12 protein-coding genes and 1 pseudogene are annotated in these 20498 nt (G+C 63.4%); 7 read left to right on the top strand and 6 right to left on the bottom strand.

Annotation, left to right across the window (positions count from 1 at the left end; translation table 11 throughout):
* Positions 1 to 4 precede the first annotated feature (4 nt).
* From ABZ876_RS00505 to ABZ876_RS00520, 4 genes are all read right to left on the bottom strand, one after another.
* Positions 5 to 355 (bottom strand): hypothetical protein, encoded by a 351-nt coding sequence (locus ABZ876_RS00505; protein ID WP_361772248.1) that lies wholly within the window; start codon positions 353 to 355, stop codon positions 5 to 7.
* Positions 356 to 479: 124 nt separating this feature from the next.
* Positions 480 to 1208: a GntR family transcriptional regulator gene (locus ABZ876_RS00510; protein ID WP_361772250.1), complete on the bottom strand. Its 729-nt coding sequence runs from the start codon at positions 1206 to 1208 to the stop codon at positions 480 to 482.
* 89 nt (positions 1209 to 1297) lie between these two features.
* On the bottom strand, positions 1298 to 1735 hold the full coding sequence (locus tag ABZ876_RS00515) for an ATP-binding protein (RefSeq protein ID WP_361772252.1): 438 nt from the start codon (positions 1733 to 1735) through the stop codon (positions 1298 to 1300).
* A 279-nt stretch (positions 1736 to 2014) separates the two neighbouring features.
* Complete coding sequence (locus tag ABZ876_RS00520) at positions 2015 to 2755, bottom strand: GntR family transcriptional regulator (protein WP_361772254.1); 741 nt, start codon at positions 2753 to 2755, stop codon at positions 2015 to 2017.
* Positions 2756 to 2889: 134 nt separating this feature from the next.
* Between ABZ876_RS00520 and ABZ876_RS00525 the strand changes: the two genes are divergently transcribed.
* The 6 genes from ABZ876_RS00525 (at position 2890) to ABZ876_RS00550 (ending at position 14829) form a co-directional block, all read left to right on the top strand.
* A complete protein-coding gene (locus tag ABZ876_RS00525; RefSeq protein ID WP_361773834.1) occupies positions 2890 to 3942 on the top strand; it encodes a DUF1152 domain-containing protein in 1053 nt (350 codons plus the stop codon).
* Positions 3943 to 4947: 1005 nt separating this feature from the next.
* A complete protein-coding gene (locus ABZ876_RS00530) occupies positions 4948 to 8631 on the top strand; it encodes a DEAD/DEAH box helicase family protein (protein ID WP_361772256.1) in 3684 nt (1227 codons plus the stop codon).
* Between the two features lie 143 nt (positions 8632 to 8774).
* The gene (locus ABZ876_RS00535) at positions 8775 to 10100 is read left to right on the top strand and encodes a restriction endonuclease subunit S (protein WP_361772258.1); all 1326 of its coding nucleotides are present in this window, start codon (positions 8775 to 8777) and stop codon (positions 10098 to 10100) included.
* Positions 10097 to 11677, top strand: a complete 1581-nt coding sequence (locus ABZ876_RS00540) for an N-6 DNA methylase (RefSeq protein ID WP_361772260.1) — start codon at positions 10097 to 10099, stop codon at positions 11675 to 11677. The genes ABZ876_RS00535 and ABZ876_RS00540 overlap by 4 nt, the downstream gene beginning before the upstream one ends.
* Positions 11678 to 11735: 58 nt before the next feature.
* Positions 11736 to 13241, top strand: coding sequence for an N-6 DNA methylase (locus ABZ876_RS00545; RefSeq protein WP_361772262.1), 1506 nt, complete (start codon positions 11736 to 11738; stop codon positions 13239 to 13241).
* A gap of 1021 nt (positions 13242 to 14262) precedes the next feature.
* Entirely contained in the window at positions 14263 to 14829 is a 567-nt protein-coding gene (locus tag ABZ876_RS00550) for an HNH endonuclease (protein WP_361772264.1), read from the top strand.
* 33 nt (positions 14830 to 14862) lie between these two features.
* Here ABZ876_RS00550 and ABZ876_RS00555 read toward each other — a convergent pair whose 3' ends face one another.
* Both ABZ876_RS00555 and ABZ876_RS00560 read right to left on the bottom strand, forming a co-directional pair.
* Positions 14863 to 16407 carry a restriction endonuclease gene (locus ABZ876_RS00555; protein WP_361772266.1) on the bottom strand — a complete coding sequence of 515 codons (1545 nt, stop codon included), beginning with the start codon at positions 16405 to 16407 and terminating at the stop codon, positions 14863 to 14865.
* 238 nt (positions 16408 to 16645) lie between these two features.
* Positions 16646 to 18757 carry a helix-turn-helix domain-containing protein gene (locus ABZ876_RS00560; RefSeq protein ID WP_361773837.1) on the bottom strand — a complete coding sequence of 704 codons (2112 nt, stop codon included), beginning with the start codon at positions 18755 to 18757 and terminating at the stop codon, positions 16646 to 16648.
* Positions 18758 to 19240: 483 nt separating this feature from the next.
* On the opposite strand from ABZ876_RS00560, the pseudogene ABZ876_RS00565 reads away from it, so the two are divergent.
* Positions 19241 to 20023, top strand: a pseudogene (locus ABZ876_RS00565) (transposase).
* The last annotated feature ends 475 nt before the right edge of the window (positions 20024 to 20498 follow it).

Raw genomic sequence — 20498 nt, forward strand, 5'->3', positions numbered from 1 at the left:
GCTATCAGCCCGCCTGCGCGACGGAGAAGGCACCGGGAGCAACGGCGGTCGCCCGGTAGGCGATGCCGTGCCGCTGCTGGCCGTTGAAGACGCTCTGCCACGGCCGAGCCACCAAGCCCGGCAGCGCGACCGGAGCCCCGACGGTCAGGCCCTCGGTAACGCCGCTCTCGGGGACGGTGACCTGGATCAGGGACGACTCGCCCTCGTCGATGTAGACGACGCCGACGGTCATCAGCGCCTCACCGCTCACGGCGTCCTTGGCGATCTCACCGGTCTGCCGGTCGCGCACCTTCGGCGAGGGCGCTTCGGTGAGCAGGATCGTGGCGGTCGAGGCGTCAACGCGGATTACACGCACAGAGATCTCTCCTTCTGAGTGGATCAACCCGCCACCTGACAGGTTGACTTAGCAAGTTCGAAGCTAAGGATGCCAGGTTGACTTGTCAAGTGAGAAGTGGAGCCAACTCACCCGGTAGGCCTAGTCAGTTGAGGCGGTAGGTGTCCTCAAGCTCCTGCCGATCGGCAGGAAGCAGCACGTCAGAGACCTGCAACGCTCGCCCTGAAGCCTCACACGCCACAACCAGCACGCTCAGAACGGGAAGACCGTCGGGTAGCGCCAGATGGGCGGCCTCATCGCTCTCGGGCAGTCGAGCGGAGACCCGCTCCGTGACGTGGTCGAAGCGAACCTTCTTCCGCGCCTCCAGGTGCCCCCTCACACCACCGTTCAGGGGCTCGGGGACCTCCAGGTCGGTGCCCTCGGCCATGCCGGCGGGGAAGTAGGAGGAGACCAGCTCGACCGGTTCGCCACCCTCCTCCACGAGGAAACGGCGCATCAGAACCTCGGCTCGCTTCGGGAGTCCGAGGGCCGACGCGACGCGAGCCGGAACGGGCACGCGCTCGACCTGAACCAGACGCCCGGAGGCTTGCGACTCGTCGCGCTCCAGAGCCTCACGGCCCCGCTGGTCCTTCTGCTCGACGACTTCCGGACGGCCGCGGACCATCGTGCCGTATCCCTGCCGGGACTCCAGCCATCCGTCCCGCTTCAGCAGTTCCAGGGCCCGGACGACAGTGGGGCGGGACATCCCGAACGACTGCACCAGCTGGTTCTCACTCGGAACCCGGGTCCCCGGCGGGTAGGTGCCATCCTCGATGCGGCGCTGGATCGTCTGCGCGAGGCGCACGTACTTCGGTGCCGCCACTTCATACGCCATGGACGCCGCCTGTCGGTATTGGCCAAGTCAACTGGTCAACCAGACTAGCGACATTTCCACTGTGGCAGTAGAAGCGGGGTGCATCCCCCTCACTGCGGCCAGGCATCGGCCACGGCGAAGGAGACCATCGTTCCGCCGAGGCGACTGGGGCCGGCGTGCCAGGAGTCGGCGATGGAGTCGACCAGGAGCAGCCCCCGCCCGTGCGCGTCGTTCGCTTCCGGGTGCCGCATGCGCACGTTGGCGGGGAAACCCGGGTTGTGTACCTCCACCCGCAGCGAGGTCCCCTCTCGGTACCACTCCACACGCACCAACCACGGCTCATCCGACCGACCGTAGAGGACGGCGTTGGTCACAAGTTCCGAGATCATCAATGTGCAGTCGTCAACCGAGCAGATCGGGTTATGGGGGGCGATGAACCTCCGGAACCAGCGCCGGGCGCGAGGCACCGATTCCGGGGCCGGATGCAGGGTCATTGCCCCGAGCCGCGTTGAGCCGGGGCCGAAGTAGCGATCGATTGCGAAGGTCATCCGTGCACTCACTCCTTGCCGCTGCCGTCACAGTCGAGGCAGCGCCGCTTCGCCGTGGCACGGGGCCGGTCGTTGGCAACGGAGAGCGCCAGCGCCGTACGGGAGCCGACGCTCTTCCAGCCACGTCCCCGGCATCCTCGGCAAGCTAAGCGAGCCTCCTCATCCGGCCGCCGACTCGTCACGTCGTGCCCCTTCCAGTCAAAGTGGCCTTAGCCACTTCCTGGATAGTGGCATTAGCCACTTCGAGAGTGCAAGCGGTTCGACGCAACTGTCGCACTGTCAGGTGAGCGGATAGCCCTGTTCGAAGGCCCAGCGGTGCGGAGGATAGGTGGCTTCGGCGAACTCCAGCGGCCGATCCTGCAGGTCGAAGACGACGTGATGAACGATCAGGACCGCTGACCCCGGCTCCACCCCGAGGTCGGCCGCCTCTTCATCGGTAGCAGCCCGAGCGCACATGCGGTCCTCCGCATAGCTCCCTTGACGCCCAGTCATCCTCTCGACGTACATCAGCGTCCCCTCCTGGATCCGCTCAGGGTCCATGAGCTTGGGAGCCCGCTGACCGACATCCGGGGCGAACCACGAGGTCGACAGGGTGATAGGCCCGTCCTGGTTGTTCGTCACACGCCGGCGATGCACGGCCCGACGATCCTTGACCAGGCCCAATGCCTCAGCAACGTGATCCGGCGCCTCCAGCCATCCGGCCGAGGTGATCACCGCGTACTCCCCGGCCGTGTAGATCTTCCCGGTCTGCCGGGCCCGTCCGTACAGCTCGCGTGCGCGCCGGTTGACCTCCAGGCTCCGCACGTAGGTGCCCGACCCTTGACGCTTCTCGACCAGGCCCTGATGGCTCAGCGCCTCCAGGGACCGGGCGGCGGTCGGCCGGGACACGTTCCAGTCAGCGGCAAGCTGCCGCTCCGAGGGAACCTCATCCCCCGGCCTCAGATCACCCCGAAGGATCTGGTCCCGGATATGGTGCGCGATCTGGAGGTACTTCGGCTGAGCCTCCTCAATCTGAGGCATCGACCCTCCTAGTCAAAGTGGCTATGGCCTCTAGCCACTATAGGCTGAGTGGCCAATCTATGAACCCGTACCCTGAGCGCATGACGCGGTTGATCGTCGCAGCAGGAGGAGGAGGCGACGCAGTCGCCGCCGCCATGCTTCACGTCGCCTTGTACGGCGCCGAGGACCGGGCGGTGATTCTCACGTACGCGTGGGACCGCCTTCTGATCGACCCGATACCGGGTCCGCGGGGAGCCTCCGACTTCACTGGCCTGAAGCGGATGACCCCGGCTGTATGGGCAGTGCCGGCGAAGGCCCGCCCCATCGCCCCTGCTGGCTCGACCCTCCCCCGGCTCGCAACAGAGCTCCCGCACACCTTCGCGTTGATCGACCCGCACCAGGGCGCGGAAGGCGTCACCCGCCAACTGGAAGAGTTGGTGGAACACTTGGCTCCCCAGTCGATCGATCTCCTGGACGTAGGCGGAGACATCCTGGCTCGAGGCGACGAGCCGACACTCAAGAGCCCGCTTGCCGACGCCCTCACCCTCGCCGCTTGCTGCCAGGTGAACGCACCGGTCCGGCTCCTGGTTGCGGGCCCCGGCCTGGATGGTGAACTGCCGCCGGAAGCCCTGCGCGGCATGCTCGGCCCCCTTGTTCACACCTTCACCGCGAAGGACGTGGAGCCGATCAGCACGGTCCTGGAGTGGCACCCGTCGGAGGCGACCGGCGTGCTCGCGGCGACGGCCCGAGGCGTCCGAGGCACCTGCGAGATCCGAGACGCAGGGCTCCCCGTACCGCTTACGGACGAGAGCCCGACAGTGCACGAGGTCGACCTGGACGAGGCAGTCAGCCGGAACCAGCTGGCCCAGGCCATCATGGCGACCGAGACCCTGGAGGAAGTCGAGGCGCACAGCCGCGAGATCTGCGGCTACTCGGAGATCGACTACGAGCGCAACAAAGCCCTGTGGCTCAAGGACCAGCCGCCGACGAAGCTGGACCCGAAGGCGACATTGGCCCAACTCGACCAGTTCGAGGCCGAAGCCCGAACCCGGGGAGCCACACACACGACGTTCCGCCGCATCACCGAGGCCCTGAACCTCAACGGCACACAACGCGACGACCTGCGCCAGCTCCTCATCAACAGCCGACCGGAGCGATACGACGCGCCCCTTTGGCGAGTCTCCGCAGAAGTCTCCGCAGAATCCTGAGTAACAACTTTCTTCACGGGTTCAAGCACCCGTCGTCGCTTCGCTCCTCCGGGCGGGCGCGGGCGGCCGACGGCGCCCGCGCTCATGTCTCCGCCCCGCTCGGCACCGCCAGCCGCCCGCTCCCGCCCAAGAGGCAGGCACACGGGCATGAGGTCAGAACACGTCGTGGCTGGGGCGGTCGGCTCCACGGCTTTTAGGCAGCCACCTTGGCGCGAGCCTCGAAGATCACGGCCCCACATCGGGCACTAACGGGCAGGTCCACAAGCCTGCCCGATCCGCGGGCCAGCGTAAGGGGCCATGATCACTCGCGCCAAGGCAGCTCCAGCCCAAAAACCGCTCCGCCGACCTCGCTCCGCATCTGCCTGCCCGGTGGTACAAGTGGAAGGCACTGTTGGGGCGTAGGTACCCGGGCCTGGGGGGAATCTTGAAGTGCCAATGCAGCGGTAACCACAGTGGAGGTCGCAGGGCGCATACGTGCGCCTACAGCGCCACCAACGTTCTCGGCGGCAAGTGGTGGTGTCTTTCCTGCTTGCAGGCTCTCAAGCCAAAGGTGCCGTTGGAAGTGGCTCCTCAGCCGCCTAAACCGGCGAAGCGTCGAAGGCGCCGGGTGTTGATCGGCAAGCCGCCGGTGCTGTCGATGGGGACCCTCTGGTCCCACGACGTAACGTCTAAGGCTTCGAGGCCTCAGCCAAAGAAACGTCGTGGACGTCAGTGACATGACCTCGCACGCTTGGAGGGCCGAGACCTCGTGGGACCTGGGCCGGCTGGACCGTCCCTGGGCCGTGGGAGGTCGACCGAGTGTGACCGGCGATGACAGACCCCTACGACTTCTGAACTGGTCAGAACCATGGGCCTGTTCTGTCGCACCGGTCTGCGAGAAGGGGTGATCGCTACACCAGCTACCGATCACCCCCGACGGTTCTTGACTTCCCATTAAGCGCCGCCGAGCTCACGGGTACACTCCGGTTCCATCAGTTCCAGGGTGATAGAGAACGGTAGCCTTTCATGACCACAGGCGGCATGGCGTCATCCCCGGATCCAAAGCTGACAAAGCTCGCCCAACAGTCACGTAACTTCGGATTCCTACTGCCACACCTGCCGCTACTCGTCGCGTACGGCGCCAGCGCTGAAAGTAACGTGTTCGATGACCCGAACACGTCTCTGATCAAGTCCCGCCAGTTCGCCGAGACACTGGCAGCGGACCTTGTGCGTCGAGGTCGCGTGCAGGTCAATGGCGACCGTCAGATCGACCGACTCCAGGCGCTTGACCGAGAGGGCTACCTCCACGGGAACGTAGGCCCGGCATTCCATGAAGTACGCACACTTGGCAACAACGCCAACCACGGGCATCACGACGACGCGCACGACGCCTTCCGTGCTCTGCGCACCTGCTTCCGGCTCGGCGTCTGGTACCACCGACTGCTGACGAACTCCCGCGAGCAGATCGCCTTCGTGCCCCCTTCGCCTACCCGGGAAACGGACGTTGCGAACCAGCAGCTCCGCGCCGAGGTCATGAGCGCCAAGAAGGCTCTGGAGGAGGCCCGTCTCACCTACCAAGCCCAAGAGTCTCAGGCCCAGGCCGAAGCGGCAGCCCGTGCCGCAGCGGAAGCTGAACTTACCCGGGCCAGGGCCGAGCAAGCCGAGATGGCGCGCATGGTCGCCGCCATGCAGGACCAACTCAAGGGCCTCCAGTCCAGCTTTGACCAGGCCCGGGCTGGACAACGAGCTGCCGACAAGCGCAGCAGCGCCGCCGCCTCCGCGGCTGTCGCCGAGCGCGCCCGACTACTGGACAACGCCGAGGCAGCCGCCCGTGAACCCCTCACTGAGGTGCAGGTGCGTGCCCGCCTGGACCAGATGCTGACTGAGGCGGGCTGGCACGTCCAGGACCGCAGCGAACTCAACCTCTACGCGCTCGGTGACTACCGGGGAAACGGCGTCGCCGTGCGTGAGGTCACCACGGCCAAAGGTCGTGCCGACTACATGCTGTACGTCGACCGTAAGCTGGCCGGCGTCATCGAGGCCAAGCGCGAGGGCGCCGACCTTTCGGCCGCTGAATCACAAGCCAATGGTTACGCAGACAACCTCACCTCAGCACAGGAACGTAACGCCGCCTGGCGCACCCCGCTGCCATTTCGATACGTCAGCGACGGCGGTGAGACGCGCTTCCGTAACGCCCTCGACCCGAACTCGCGGACCCGCCGGATCTTCTCCTTCCACCAGCCGCGCACCCTGGCGCGCTGGATGCACCAGGCAGACGAGGACCCCCAAGCCCCCAGCTACCGGGCCCGGCTGCTTACCCGCCTGCCAGAGCTCGATGTACGCGATCTGCGCCCCGCCCAGATCGACGCCGTGCGCGGCGTCGAGGACTCCGTATCCCGGGGCAAGGGCCAGCAAGGCATAGGACAGAGTCGATCCCTGGTCCAGATGGCAACCGGCGCCGGCAAGACATTCACCGCGGTGACGTTCTCGTACCGCATGCTCAAGCACGCGCGCGCAGAGCGCGTCTTGTTCCTAGTGGACCGCAACAATCTGGGTGCACAGGCCCTGGCTGAGTTCGAGAACTACACCACCCCGGACACGGGCCGGAAGTTCGCCGAGCTATACAACGTGCAGCGTCTGGGCGCAGACGGCATGAACGCCTCGGCGAAGGTCGTGATCTCCACGGTCCAGCGCCTGTACATGGAACTGACAGGCCAGTCCCTGCCCAACGCGGTCCCCGAAGGCGAAGGCGACGAGGCAGATCTGCCCTATGACATCCCCGGCGACATCACCGTGGGCTACAACCCCGGCATCCCCCCGGAATCCTTCGACCTAGTAGTCGTCGACGAATGCCACCGCTCCATCTACGGCAAGTGGCGCTCGGTACTGGAATACTTTGACGCCCCAATCGTCGGCCTTACCGCCACCCCCGTAGCGCAGACCTTCGGCTACTTCAACGGCAACCTGGTCAGCGAGTACACCTACCCCGAGGCCGTCGCCGACGGCGTCAACGTCGACTTCCAGGTGTACGAGATCGAGACCCAGATCACCGGCCAGGGCGGCGTCATAGCCCAAGGCATTATCCCCGTACGCGACCGTCGCACCCGACGCCAGCGCTACGAGGACCTCGACGAAGACCTCGCATACGGCGCCAACGAAGTAGGCGTCCGCGTCATCAGCAAGGACCAGCTGCGCACGGTGATCAGCACCTTCCGCGAGAAGCTATTCACCGAAATCTTTCCCGAGCGCCTCAAGCGCAGCGCGGAGACTGGCGAAATCCTATGGGACGAAATGTATGTCCCCAAGACACTGGTCTTCGCAAAGAACGACAACCACGCCGAAGAAATCGTCGAGGTCGTCCGCGATGCCTTCGGCAAGGGCAACGACTTCTGCGCAAAGATCACCCACGCTGCCAAGAAACCCGCCGAGCGCCTCTCGGATTTCCGCAACCTGCCCCAACTCCGTATCGCAGTCACCGTCGACATGATCGCCACGGGCACGGACGTCAAACCTCTCGAATGCCTACTCTTCCTGCGAGATGTCAAGAGCTGGGCCTACTTCGAGCAGATGAAGGGGCGCGGTGCCCGCACGCTCTCTCTCACCGAGTTCGAACGCGTCACTCCCGGGGTAGGCCCCAAGACCCGCTTCGTGATCGTCGATGCGGTCGGCGTCACCAAGAAGCCGAAGATCGACGCAGCCCCGCTGGAGCGCCACGGCACACAGATCAGCCTGGCAAAACTCCTCGACAAGACCGCCGCCCACACCATCGAGGAGGAGGAAGTCTCCACCCTTGCCTCCCGCCTCGCCAAACTCGACCTGCAGATGACGGGCGAAGAACGTGCCGAAATCGAGCGGCTAACAGCTGGCGTCCCGCTTAAGCACATCGTCCACGAAATGGTGAAGGCTGTGTCCACCGACGAACAGGCAGACGCACGGGAAGCCGCCGCACGAGCCGGACGAGACCCGGAAAGGGCAGTACGCGATCTCATCCAGCACTCACTCATCCCCCTGGCCTCCCGCCCCGAGCTGCGATCACGACTCCTTGAAATGCGACGCGCCAAAGACATCCTCTACGACGAGAACAGCCGGGACCGTGTGGTGCATGCGGGCGCGGTAGTCGATGACGAGGGCACGGCACGCTCCACAGTGACCAGCTGGCGCAAGTACATCGACGAGCATCGCGACGAGATCGCCGCACTCACCATTGCCTACAGCGGTGGGCCGGCTCCTGGGCTCAGCCCACGCCAGGCCTACGACCGACTCAAGGACCTGAGTCGCTCCATCGCCCGCCCGCCACGAGCCTGGACGCCGGACCGGCTATGGAAGGCATACGAAACTCTCGGCGAGGCAGTCGCATCCCCCGGCACCAAGCGCCAGGTAGCAGACCTCATCGCGCTCCTCCGCTACGAACTCGCCGGCGGCGCGGAACGCGGCGCGCCCAAACCCCAACCGTACGGGATCACGGTCCAGGAACGCTTCGTCGCGTGGCTGGAACGGCAGCGTCAGGCTGGCGCAGATTTCAGCGACGCGCAGCTGTGGTGGCTGGAGCGGATCGCTGCGGCGACCGGCGAGCGTGTACGCTTCGATGCCGCCGACCTCGACTACCCGCCGTTCAGCACACGTAACGGAGTGGACGGCTTTCTCGCTGAATTCGGCGCGAAACGGGCCGAGGAAATACTCGACGAACTGGACCAGGAGCTGAGCGCGTGACAGAGGCTGGCGGGGTGGGCATTGCTGGCGAGCCCTGGGGGGGACTGCCGGTGGGGTGGGCGCGGGCCACGCTCGGTGAACTAATCGCCCCTGTATCGGAGCGTTACAAGCCGACCTCGAAGGACAGCTCCCTATACCTCGGCATGGACAACGTCGAGCCCCACACAGGCCGCATCATCGGTTACGGGCGCGCTGGCGATATTCGAAGCGCATCACCAGTGGTGCACCGCGGCTACCTGCTTTACGGCAGGCTACGACCTTACCTCAACAAAGTAACGATTGCCGATTTCGAGGGCATCTGCTCGGGAGAATTCATCGTTTTCCCGCCCAGCGAGGCGGTAAATTCCCGCTTCCTGCTCCACCGCCTACTGAGCCCGGACTTCGTCCATTATGTCATGTCTAAGAATCCAACTGGCGACAGACCGCGGGCGCATTGGGAACAATTCTCAGACTTTCCGATCTTGCTGCCCCCCCTTGCGGAGCAGCACCGCATCGTCGCCGAACTCGACCGACAGATCGCCCACATCGAAGCTGGCGAGGCATCGATCGCAGCTGCCATAGGTCGTCAGCAGTCATTGAACGACAGCTTGCTGGACCGGGCTATTCTCGGCCTTGCTCATGAATGCCATCCGGGCAGCCTCCACGACATCCAGTCGAAGTCAAGTAAGAAGATCGACTACACTGCGCTCCGCGCACTGCCAGAAGGATGGAATTGGCGTGTAGCCAAGGACGTATGCACTGTTATCACCTCCGGCTCCACACCTGAAGCTTCCCTAATGCACGATAACTTCGGGGACGTTCCCTTCTTGAAGGTGTACAACATCACGAAGCAAGGGGAAGTCGACTTCACTATTCGCCCCACGTTCATCGACCGTGAAACCCATGAAGGACAGCTAAAGAAGTCCCGCGCCTTTCCTGGTGATGTACTCACCAACATTGTTGGACCGCCGCTGGGAAAGACAGCCGTGGTACCCAAGGAACACCCTGAATGGAACATTAATCAGGCGATTGTCGCCTTCCGGGCTGGGCCGGAGCTCTCTCCCGAGTGGCTGCGCTTCGTCTTGCGGTCCCCTTACGTGATCGGCCTCCTAACCAAGACCGCTCGCGCCACTGCAGGTCAGTTCAACATTGCTCTCTCCACCTGCAGGGAACTTCCGATCCCCGTCCCTCCCCGCGAGGTCCAGGAAGCGATCTGCGGGTCGCTATCCAGGGCGCTCGGTAGCTTTGCCGATCTTAGTGAGAGCGTCACGTCCCTCGTAGAGCAGGCCGCCGAGCTCCGCGGTTCCCTCCTCGCCGCTGCGTTCGCCGGTCAACTCGTCCCCCAGGACCCGGACGACCAGTCCGCCTCAGTCCTCCTCGATCGTATCCGTGCCGGGCGCTCCAACACTCCGGCCCTCAAGCGCATGCCCCGCCAGCGGCGCGCCCCACGCAAGTCGGCCCCACGCGGCCAGGAAGAACTTCCCCAGTGAGCACCAGCACCTCCAACACCCAGGCCAGCAAGCCCGCTCCGGCCGCGGGCGAAAGCACCAGCACTCTGGTCAACCGCCTCTGGTCCTACTGCGAACTGCTCCGCCACAGCGGCGTGTCTACGCTCGACTACGTTGAGCAGCTCACGTATCTGCTCTTCCTGAAGATGGCGGACGAACGGTCCAGGCGTTCCGGTCGCTTTCGGACCAATGAGCCAGAAGTACCCCTTGTCCCGCCCGGCCGGGACTGGGCCAGCCTGATGACCCGATCCGCCGAGGCACTTGTCGACCACTACGAGTTCATCCTGAAGGACCTTGGAAATCGACCCGGCACGATGCTTGGGGAGGTGTTCACCAAGGCCCAGAACAAGATCCATGAGCCCGCTGTCCTCGAGCGGCTGATCAAGGATCTCATTAACCCTCACAGGTGGACCACTGAGAAGCAAGATCTCAAGGGCGATGCCTACGAAGGGCTTCTTCAGCGTGGCGCTGAGGACCGCAAAACGGGTGCGGGTCAGTACTTCACTCCCCGTCCACTGATCGACGCCATGGTCGACTGCATCCAGCCCCAGCTCGGCGAGACGATCACCGACCCCGCCTGCGGCACCGGCGGATTCCTGATCGCCGCACATGCCCACCTCGTCGAGCGCTACGAGGACAAGCTGTACGGCGACGAAGGCCGCAAGCTCCAGACCGGTGCCATCAGCGGCTACGAGCTCGTTCGCGAGACCGCGCGCCTGGCACTCATGAACATGCTGCTGCATGGCATCGGCACCTCCGAGGCCAAGCCGCTGATCACCATCAAGGACTCCCTGGCCAAGCCCCCGCAGCGGTTCTACGACATCGTGTTGGCCAACCCTCCCTTCGGCGTCGGCTCGGTCACCGGGGAGTCGTACGTCTCGCGCACGGATTTCTGGGCGCAGACCACGAACAAGCAGCTCAACTTCGTCCAGCACATCTACAACCTGCTAAAGACGAACGGCCGGGCGGCCATTGTCCTCCCGGACAACGTCCTGTTCGAGGGCGGCGCTGGCGCCGAGATTCGCCGCCGCCTCCTGGAGACCTGCGACGTCCACACCCTACTGCGCCTTCCCACCGGCATCTTCTACGCCAACGGCGTCAAGGCCAACGTCCTGTTCTTCAACAAGACTGGGCCCCGCTCAGGCGGGCGACCGGCTACCAAGAGCCTGTGGGTGTATGACTTCCGCACTGATCAGCGCTTCACGCTCAAGCAACGCCCTCTGCGTCGTGAGCATTTGGATGACTTTGTGCGATGCTTCCACTCCGGTGGCGGTGATCACTTTGCACGCAAAGAATCGGACCGCTTCCGACCGTACAGTTACGATGATCTGATCGCTCGTGACAGGGTCAATCTCGACTTGACGGTCCTTCAGTCCAACTCCAGTGCTTCCTCGACGCTCGCGTCCCCTGACGTGATCGCCCAGGAGATCGTGGACGACCTGGAGGTCGCGCTGGCCGAGTTCACCGCGGTGGCCCGTGCCCTAAAGCAGGGACCGCCGGACCCCACCGACTCGGGCGAGGTCAACTACACCGAAAAAAGCCAAATTCAAGAGCGCTAGCCCCGTCTCCCCGTGCGGGCCGGAGCTCGCTCGGGGATCACGACGCACTGGGGCGGGAATGACCAACGGGCACGGCAGCGCAGCAGGAACGGTCCGGCCGGAAAGAGAATGGACAGCTGAGGAGATCGCGACCCGCCTCTGGAAGTTCTACCGCGAGCGCACGAGCACCCGCGCGGTCACCCGGCTCGGCTTTGTCGAGCACATCGCATACCTGCTCTTCCTTAAGCTCGACCACGAGCGCGCCCAGAGGGGCGGGCGGCTGAGCGTCAAGCCCGTTGCGCCGGCTGGTGCTTGGTCCCGGCTTGCTGGCTTGAGCGGCGACGACCTCCACTTCGCCCTGCGTGGCCTGATGGACGATCTAGGCATGCCTGCGCCGCAAGACGCCCCCGAACGGGAGACCGCAAGCGTCCTCTTCCGCGATGCTCAGCCGTGGAACGTCGAGAGGATGGCCGAGCTGTCCAGCCTGATCGTCGAGGAGATCGCTCCGTATCACTGGAGCTCGGTTCGCCGCCCCGAACTCGGCCGCGCCTTCGATCTGCTGCTCCAGGACTGCCGCAGCGACATCGATGCGAAGATCCACACCGGTCAGACCCTAACCGCGCGCCCCATTCTGACGGTAGTGGCCAGGGCACTCGACGTACGCCCTGGTGACATAGTGATCGACCCGGCCTGCGGTACCGGCAGCACCCTGATCGCAGCACAGCGGGTAATGGCATCCCAGGAGGGTGCGATGGGTCCGGCTTCCATCGCCGGAGCCGACCTGGACGCGCAGATGTGCCGCCTGGCCACCATGAATATTCTACTCAGCACCGGCCGACCGTTCAGTGAGCGGGCCCCCGTCCGTCAAGGCGACTCTCTACTAGCGCAGGGCGTGCCCGTGCGCCGTTCCGACAGCACGGCCGTCCCGACCGCAGCCATCTGCAACCCGCCGTTCAAAAGCACCAGCACCCCACCGAATTCCGATCTGCGAACGGACTTCTGGGCCTTCAGCGACTTCCCTACCAACTTCCTCCAACACATCGCCATCACTCTGCCCATCGGCGCACGCGCAGCCGTATTCCTTCCCGACGGCGTGCTTTTCGGTGGCAACTCCGTGGCGACGATCCGCAGGCGCCTCCTCCAGAACTGCGACGTGCACACCCTTCTGCGGCTACCTACTGGCCTATTCCACCGCAAGGGCGTGAAGGCGAACGTCCTCTTCTTCACGAAGGCCGCACCCAGCCCGAGCGGCGAGCCGGCCACCCGCACCCTATGGGTTTACGACGCCCGCAGCGACGCCCACCACACCGACACCGGAAATCCAGTCACAGAGTCCGACTTCGACGACTTCCTCACCGCATACCGGCCTGAGGGCGGCTTCTCAGCCCGTACGGAATCGGACCGCTTCCGCCCCTACGATGCAGCCGAACTCCTAGACCAAACCGACACTAATCTCAACCTGTACGCCCACATCAAGCCCGACCTCGTGGATTTCGAGGCGCCTCGTGACATTGCGCTTCGTATAGCGGACGACTTGGGCGAAGCCCAGCGGCACTTCAAGGCAGTAGCAGACAGACTCAAGTAGATCCTCTGGTAACCCGCGCCGCCAGAACGATGCGAGAGGTCCGACGTCGCAACTCCACCAACGCAATAACCCTCATTGACGTTGGTCAAGGGTGCCTCTGCGCCGTAGTGCGGGCCCAAAACCGGGAGACCGGCGAATCTCCGCTGCACGCCTCCATACGTGAGATCCAGGAAGGGCTGCGGATCAAACGTTCATTGGGCATCTACTCGCGCTCGACTGGGCCCCGAATGAGGCCAAGGGCGACAAGGTGCTGTACCCCTTCGACGGTGAACAGCTCATCTTTGGGCATCTGGCAAGGATCAGCTTGCAAGAGGACGAGCTGCAAGACTTCGCGCTCCACTTCCGGACGAGACTATCGGGCATACTATCCTCGCCTGGCCCAACGCATCCGAGATTTGGAACCAGGCCGCCGCGAAGTACCTCGAGGGCGGACAAGAGCTGCGGCCAGAGCGCGTGAACATTGAGAAAGACTTTCAAGGCTCCAGCGTTAACTCTGACGGGATCCTCCCGTCACGATGGGTCTGATGTTCTCCAAGTAAATGGAGAGCTGCTCGGCGGCGGGCATCTCGTGCTGAGCTAGCCGGTCGCGCACCAACGTGGCGTCGACAGGAGACAGTTCCAACAGAGGCCGTCGGAGTCGGACACTCCAAGCTGCTTTCCCAGGGAAGGCTGCGAGGTGGCCGATCAAGGGGGCCAGTTCCACACCCGTGAGATACGGGGTCAGCGTTCGTACGCTGAGATCGCAGCCGGACGTGAACGAACGGCCCGCGACTTCCACTGGTTCGTCCAGAGGCGTCACTGGGGAGCTGACGTACGCGCGACCGATGATCCGCCCACGGTCGCGCCTGGGACGGTGCCAGCAGCCGCGCGTCGTGTAGATCAACAGTTCATCCCCGGGCCCCAGTCGTTGCACTTCGGTCCGCCGGCGCACAGGAAAGGCCATTCGCTGGTGGCGCAGGACCCAGGCGACGGCCTCACGCTCTCCAAGAACTAGCAGATAGGAACGCATGCAGCCGAGTCTATGGGCGATCCCCGGCTGCGAAGGGGCCGGACGCCGCCTCGTCCGGCAGCCGGACTCTCGCGATTCCATGTGACGGACCCTGATCCCTCACACCACGACCCGTCACTGGCACTCCGACGCGCCGGTCGAACTGAACTGAAGCATCAACGCGCCACGGTCACCACCCAGCGCATCGTACGCAGCACCGCGGTCGCGGACTTCGTCAAGCGCGCCCACGACTACACCTCCCAGGTCTGCGACATCCGCCTGCCCGCCCCGACCGGGGCCTACGCCGAAGCCGCCCACATCAAGCCCCTCGGTCGCCCGCACTCCGGCCCCGACATCGCCGCCAACGTTTTGCGCCTGTGCCCCAACCATCACGTGCTCTTTGACCTCGGCATACTGACCGTCGCCGACGACCTGACCATCACAAGCCCTGCCGGCGGAACCCACCGAAAACGCCTCCGCGAGGTCGCCACCCACCAGATTGGCCACGAGTACCTCGCTCACCACGCGCAGCTCCCTGCCACACACCATAAGACGAGTCGAGGACGCCTACTCCGTCGACGGAGCAGTGTGTGCGGCTAGTCGTGTAGCAGGGGCTCGGAGCGTAGCAATGGTCTAAAGCAGGCCGGCCTGTTGAAGGATTTCTGTACCTGTGCTGCAAGGAAAGCAATGGCCGTGTTCAAGGCTCTTCAGCACAAGTTCGCCCTCTACCTTGTCAACATGGAAAGTCGACCAGGTCCGGCAGGTAGGGCAGACCTGGCCTGTGAGGAAAGGTCGGAGCAGATACAAGCGGTGGTCACGATCTGCAAGATAGAGACTTCCCTTCTCCACTGCACTGCTTAGGTACGTCATTGTTGAGGTAGGTACCACGGGATGATCGCCCATAAGGCGCCGGACACTAAGAGAGGCCTTTCCGCGAAATGAGTCCCAGGCTACAGACGTCACCTGCATGAGGGACCAGTCAGCTAGGAAACGAGCACGGTTCGCCAGAAGCCGAAGATCGTCAAAGGTCTCCTGCAGCGCAACTGGAAGGTCGACAGGGTCGACGGGACGTAGGTGTGCTTCGGCATTCCGTCGTCCTGCAATGCGTTTGCGGGCGTTTTTGGCATCTTCTGATCCCAGAAGGCTCCCCAGTTCGTGTAGGGGATGGTCCTTACTCAGGGTGCGACGTTTCCTGGCCCCGGCGATCTCCTGCAGCACTGCAGTCCACTCTCCCAGCCCCGGTCCACCCGTGTTGGCATTAAGCTTTGTGCGTATCGCAGCTACCGAGGAGAGTTCGATGGATGCGCTGTGCGCGAGCGCCGCTGTAAGCAATGCGCTGTAGCCCAACAAGATTTCAGCTGCTTCGAGAACGGCATCGTAAGCGTGTGCCAGGTCGTCCGTGCTCATCCTGGCTTCGGCTTCCCGCCATCGCAGCGCGATAGGGTACGGGAAACGAGTACGGACGATGTATCTGAAATCATCCAGTTGGGCGGCCGCCTCAGCTCGAAGGCGCGTCACCTGGCCTGCCCCGATGATCGACTGCCTGGCTACAGATGTGTTAGCACCCCTATCGAAGACCGTCTCTGCAAGGCTAGCGGCCTCGGTGCTCCAACCGCTCATTTGACGGCGAGCCGTATCCAGTTCATCAAGCGCGGTAGACAGAGCCTCATCGACCTCAGGCAATACCAAGGAATTGAGGTCGCTCTTACTCAGACGCATGCGGCCGAAAGCGCCACGGGCCTGAGCAGCAACAGTGGATGAACGTAGAAATGCCAAGATGAGTCGCACATGCTCCGGCGGCAGGACGGTGGCGGGACGCAGAACGAGGATGCTGCCTACCGCTGCTGCCGGCAGATCATATTCTTGCACAACGGCTGCCTTGGGGCGGCCTGTGACGACTTCAGAGAGAAGAATGTCGCCAACTCTAAGATGATGTCGATCCGAGATGTCTGTACGCCAGACATCAGTCTCCTCATCTGCTTCGGCAATCGTGCCATCACGATCAATGTGCCTGAGCCACAGGAGACGGACAGCACCTGGAGTATCAGCAGCGCAGCCCCCAGATGCGGAAGCCGCGATCGAGGGCGCGCGGTGGATGCTGTTAAAGACCGTAGAAACTGTCAAACCGACAGCGGCTGACTCCGAACCGTCCTGGGACAGGTCGGCCGTGTCCTTCATGGAGCTGGACATTGGTGATCCCCCTAGATCTGCGACGAGTAGAAGCCCACGGGCCTTCCAATTTGCTCGCCGATATGTATCTTTTCTAGGCCGACACGCGCGCTGAGATCTCAGTCAGCGGCACCTTCGGCCGACTCAGCAGCCAGCCGACGGTCAGGTATCTACCTCGGGCTGGAAGTCACCTGGCCGTCATCAGTAACCAGCATAGGGAAAGAAAGCGGCGGTGCCCCTACTACGCTTACTCAAAGATTGCTGCAACGCGCCTGAGCACTGTGTCCCACTCTCGCTCGATTGCAGTCTTGAGTTCCGCTTCGAGGTCACGTCGCTCAGGCTGCTGAAACCACTCCTGGTTTCGGCGCAGAATACGGTTCAGATAGCCTGATCCACGGCCCCACTCATCGACGTTGTTGCTCCAGAAATCCGAATCTTCACGAAGTTGGTCGCGATAATAGGTCAGGCCGGCCAGCTGCACTTTGCGTAGTAGATCGTCGTAGGCGGTGGCCATGAGATGGCTTGCCTGAGACAAGAGGTCCTTCGCCTCCGGCCTTGAATCAGAAAGTGCACGGCACAGATCTTCAAAGACGAAGATCCACTTCTGAAGGGCCGCCACTGCGGTCTTCCGTGCGCCGTGACCAAGTTGGTGCGTGTAGCTGAGTGACCGCCACTCGCCCTCTCTCCGAACGGCCGCATTGACTGTGCTCGGGTGCGAGTGGTCGATTTCGTGCAGAAGTGTGTCATGGATATGCCCAATAGTTGGCGGCAGCTCTCGGTGGAGTGCGATCCAGCTGTTAAGGTCCTTCCCGACTTCCCGTTGGACCGCCTGAACTTGCTCCCGTTCAGCATTGTCCAGAAGGTGCTGGGTTCGACTCAACACATCGCTCAGCTGACGGTGGAATCGGCTGCGCGTTTGTCTCACCCGATCACGTAGGAAAGCACGGAGACCTTCAGGATCGTCTTCGCGCACATTAAAGAAGAAGGTCGGGAGCTCGTCGAGCCGATAGGGTGTAAGCGCGTTACGCAACTGCTCGTTCTTTAGTTCGTACCCTTCCTCCGTGGTCTCGACTTGAAACCCGGCTTCATCCTTGACAGCCAATGCTTCGTCAGGCCGGGCTAGGACGAGAATGCCAGCGTTGAAGTCGATCTGCTTATTGTAGATATCGCGGGCACGCTGGAGGAGGTGCTGCACGGGCCCCGATGGGGCGTCGTTGAATCCGGAGCAGAGAATAGATACCGTATGCGGATCCTCCAGTAGATCCTCGAGATCAGCGCGGACCGAGAGGTGATCAATGCCTCGAGTATCAATAACACTAACTTCGAGGTCCTCAGTCTCAAGAATCTCGGGGACGATCAAATCAATCCGTGCCGGCAGAGAGAATTCCGGGTGACGACCGTTATTGATCCGCGCAAAGGTGGACCGCATCCACTCCAGCGGGCTATCAGTGAGCTCAGGGCCGTGCCACTCGTCTCGTCGATCGCGACGATGCAAGCCCATTCGGTTTAGTACCTCCACGACAAAATCACGCCGTTGCGGGAAAGTAGCGGCAAGTTCCTTGGCTGGGTCCGTAACTACGGTTTTTCCGTCGCCATTCTTTCTGCGTTTCTGCGTTAGCCCCGCCATGTTCCTGATCGCTCGCTCAATCTCGCGAGGAACAGTCGCGCTACCGTCGTCTCCGGGCACAATCTGTCCCGTCTGCATGATTTGATCCACAAAATCCTGCACGTCAGAGCGGATATCATCATGACTTCGCGGCTCCACAACGATGCCGAACCTAGGACCACGGCTCAGGTGGACTTCGCACACGGTGCTTCCCCCGGCGCCAACCTCAAGTACAGGTACGGGCTCAACTTTGCCCTGTACACCACAAGTCTCGAGACCCGTCGCTCGACAGATTACCGTGGATTTTCCGATACCGATGCCACCAATAAAGGCAATTTGGTGATCGCGCCGAATCAGTTGGTCGGCCAGTACTGCAATTTCTTTTTGAGATTCCTCCAGCCTTGCCCGAAATGCAGGCGCCACGCCGGAAGAGCTCCCCGCTTCAACCAAAGCAGCCGTCATCTCCTCAGCGCGCCAGAGCAGATGATGGTCCGGGTGATCAAGTGTTGGCGCGGGGAGAAACTTCCACTCCCGCTCGAGGATGGTGGCTAGTTCGGCAGCATCATCGGTGCCGATAGCCTTCAAGATCACTCCGAGCTCATCATCTGAGACCGGCCTCTCACCTGCCTCAACACGCGAGAGCACTGCTTGACTCCAAGTGATCTGGCGAGCGAGCTCGGCCTGCTTCATTCCAGCCTGCTCCCGCAGCTGGGCCAGTCGATGCCCGAGCTGAACCCCACTAACTGCATGCATGATCGCTAAGCCCTCTCCAGTACTGACGGTGGCGCAAGCTTGCCGCAACGTTGCGACGGGGTCAACTGGCGCCTGCAAAAAGGCTGGTTGGCCCTGGGGGTGTGTGGTGTCACCAACCGCCACACGGCCTGACAGCGTCTCGGCTACGCTGCAGTTGAGGCATGCTCCGCTCTACTCCACCGTCAGGAGGGAGTATTGATGGATGTCATGCCGGACCAATGATGAGAAGGCGGCCGGAAAGCCAGGCTGGGTGCCTGCTGGAACGGGGATTCGCAAACCACTGACCCTCGGACGAGGAAGCGTAAAAGGCCGCGAATTTCGGTGGCCGAAGCCCCCAAGATCTTGCCCACTGTCACACGAACACGCCAGCACCTGGTGCCCTTGCCATAGGTCGACACAACGCTCGCGTGGCTCGATGAACTGGGGACGATCTAGCTAAAGGTTGCCCCGTAACCGGTGGGGCGGTTGATGCGTTGGCTGGGCATGGGTGGGGTGATCTCTGCGGATGATCCGAAGTGGATCGAGCCGTTCTCCGGGCTGACCGAGGTGCAGTTCGCCAGGCTGGTGGTGCTGGTGCGGCGCCGTGGCGGCGATGTCCAACGGGGTCGTCCTTGACGACTGCCGCTGTAGGATCGGGTATTACTGGTGGCGACGTACTGGTGGCGACGTACTGGCGGACGAACCTCACATTGCGGCAGTTGGCGCCGCTGTTCGGGATCTCGAAGTCTGCGGCCGACCGGATCCTCCATCACCTGGCATCCCTGCTGGCCATCTCGCCGGCCCGACGGCCCGCGCAAGGACACCGTCTACATCGTCGACGGCACCCTGGCGCCCACGCGGGACCGCAGCATCGCCGCCTCGAGCAAGAACTACCGGTACTCGACCAACCTCCAGGTCGTCATCGACGCCAACAGCCGTCTGGTCGTCGCGATCGGCCTCCCGCTGCCGGGGAGCCGCAACGACTGCCGGGCCTTCACCGAGTCCGGCGTGGACCGGGCCTGCCGCGGAGCCCCGACCATCGCCGACGGCGGATACCAGGGCACCGGCCTTCTCATCCCACACCGCAAGCGGCGAGGTCAGACCCACCTCAGCCCGCAGCAGGAAGCGGAGAACGCCGTCCACCGCCGGGCGCGAGCCCGGGTCGAACACGCCCTGTCGCGGTTGAAGAACTGGAAGGTCCTGCGGGACTGCCGCCTCAAGGGCAACGGCGTTCATCAGGCGATGCTCGGCATCGCCCGGCTCCACAACCTGGCCGTCACTGGATAACTCACACCGCATACGGGACAACCTCTAGTGAAGCGTCGCCCTGGCGCTACCGGGAAGCGCCGCCGGGTGAGATCGACCGGATAGACCCCACACTCATCTTCCTGCAGCGCAACGCAGCAGAGCGTCGACTTACAGTGCCGCAGCTTCCCAAGCTGCTGTTACGCAACTGCGTGGGTTTGATGCAAGGTACCTGCCGAGGCCTCGGAGCGCCTTGAGTCGACGTCCGCACCTGGTGAGGCACCCGGACGCCTCAACGCCTGATGGGGCCCCGACCCGGAGGGCGAGTACAAGCGCGGACTATCCGCGGACGGAAAACCTATCCGCCGGCCTGGATGGCCCTCTGACCAGCAGAGAAACCGATGAAGCACAAGGCCTCCGGAGCCGTGTGCGCAGGTTCGAACCCTGCCGGGGGCACCCAGCATGAGGTGCCCAAAGACCCCGTCACCAGCGCAAACGCTGAGGCCGGGGTCTTCGT

This window comes from Streptomyces sp. NPDC046931, assembly GCF_040644655.1.
Lineage (GTDB): Bacteria > Actinomycetota > Actinomycetes > Streptomycetales > Streptomycetaceae > Streptomyces.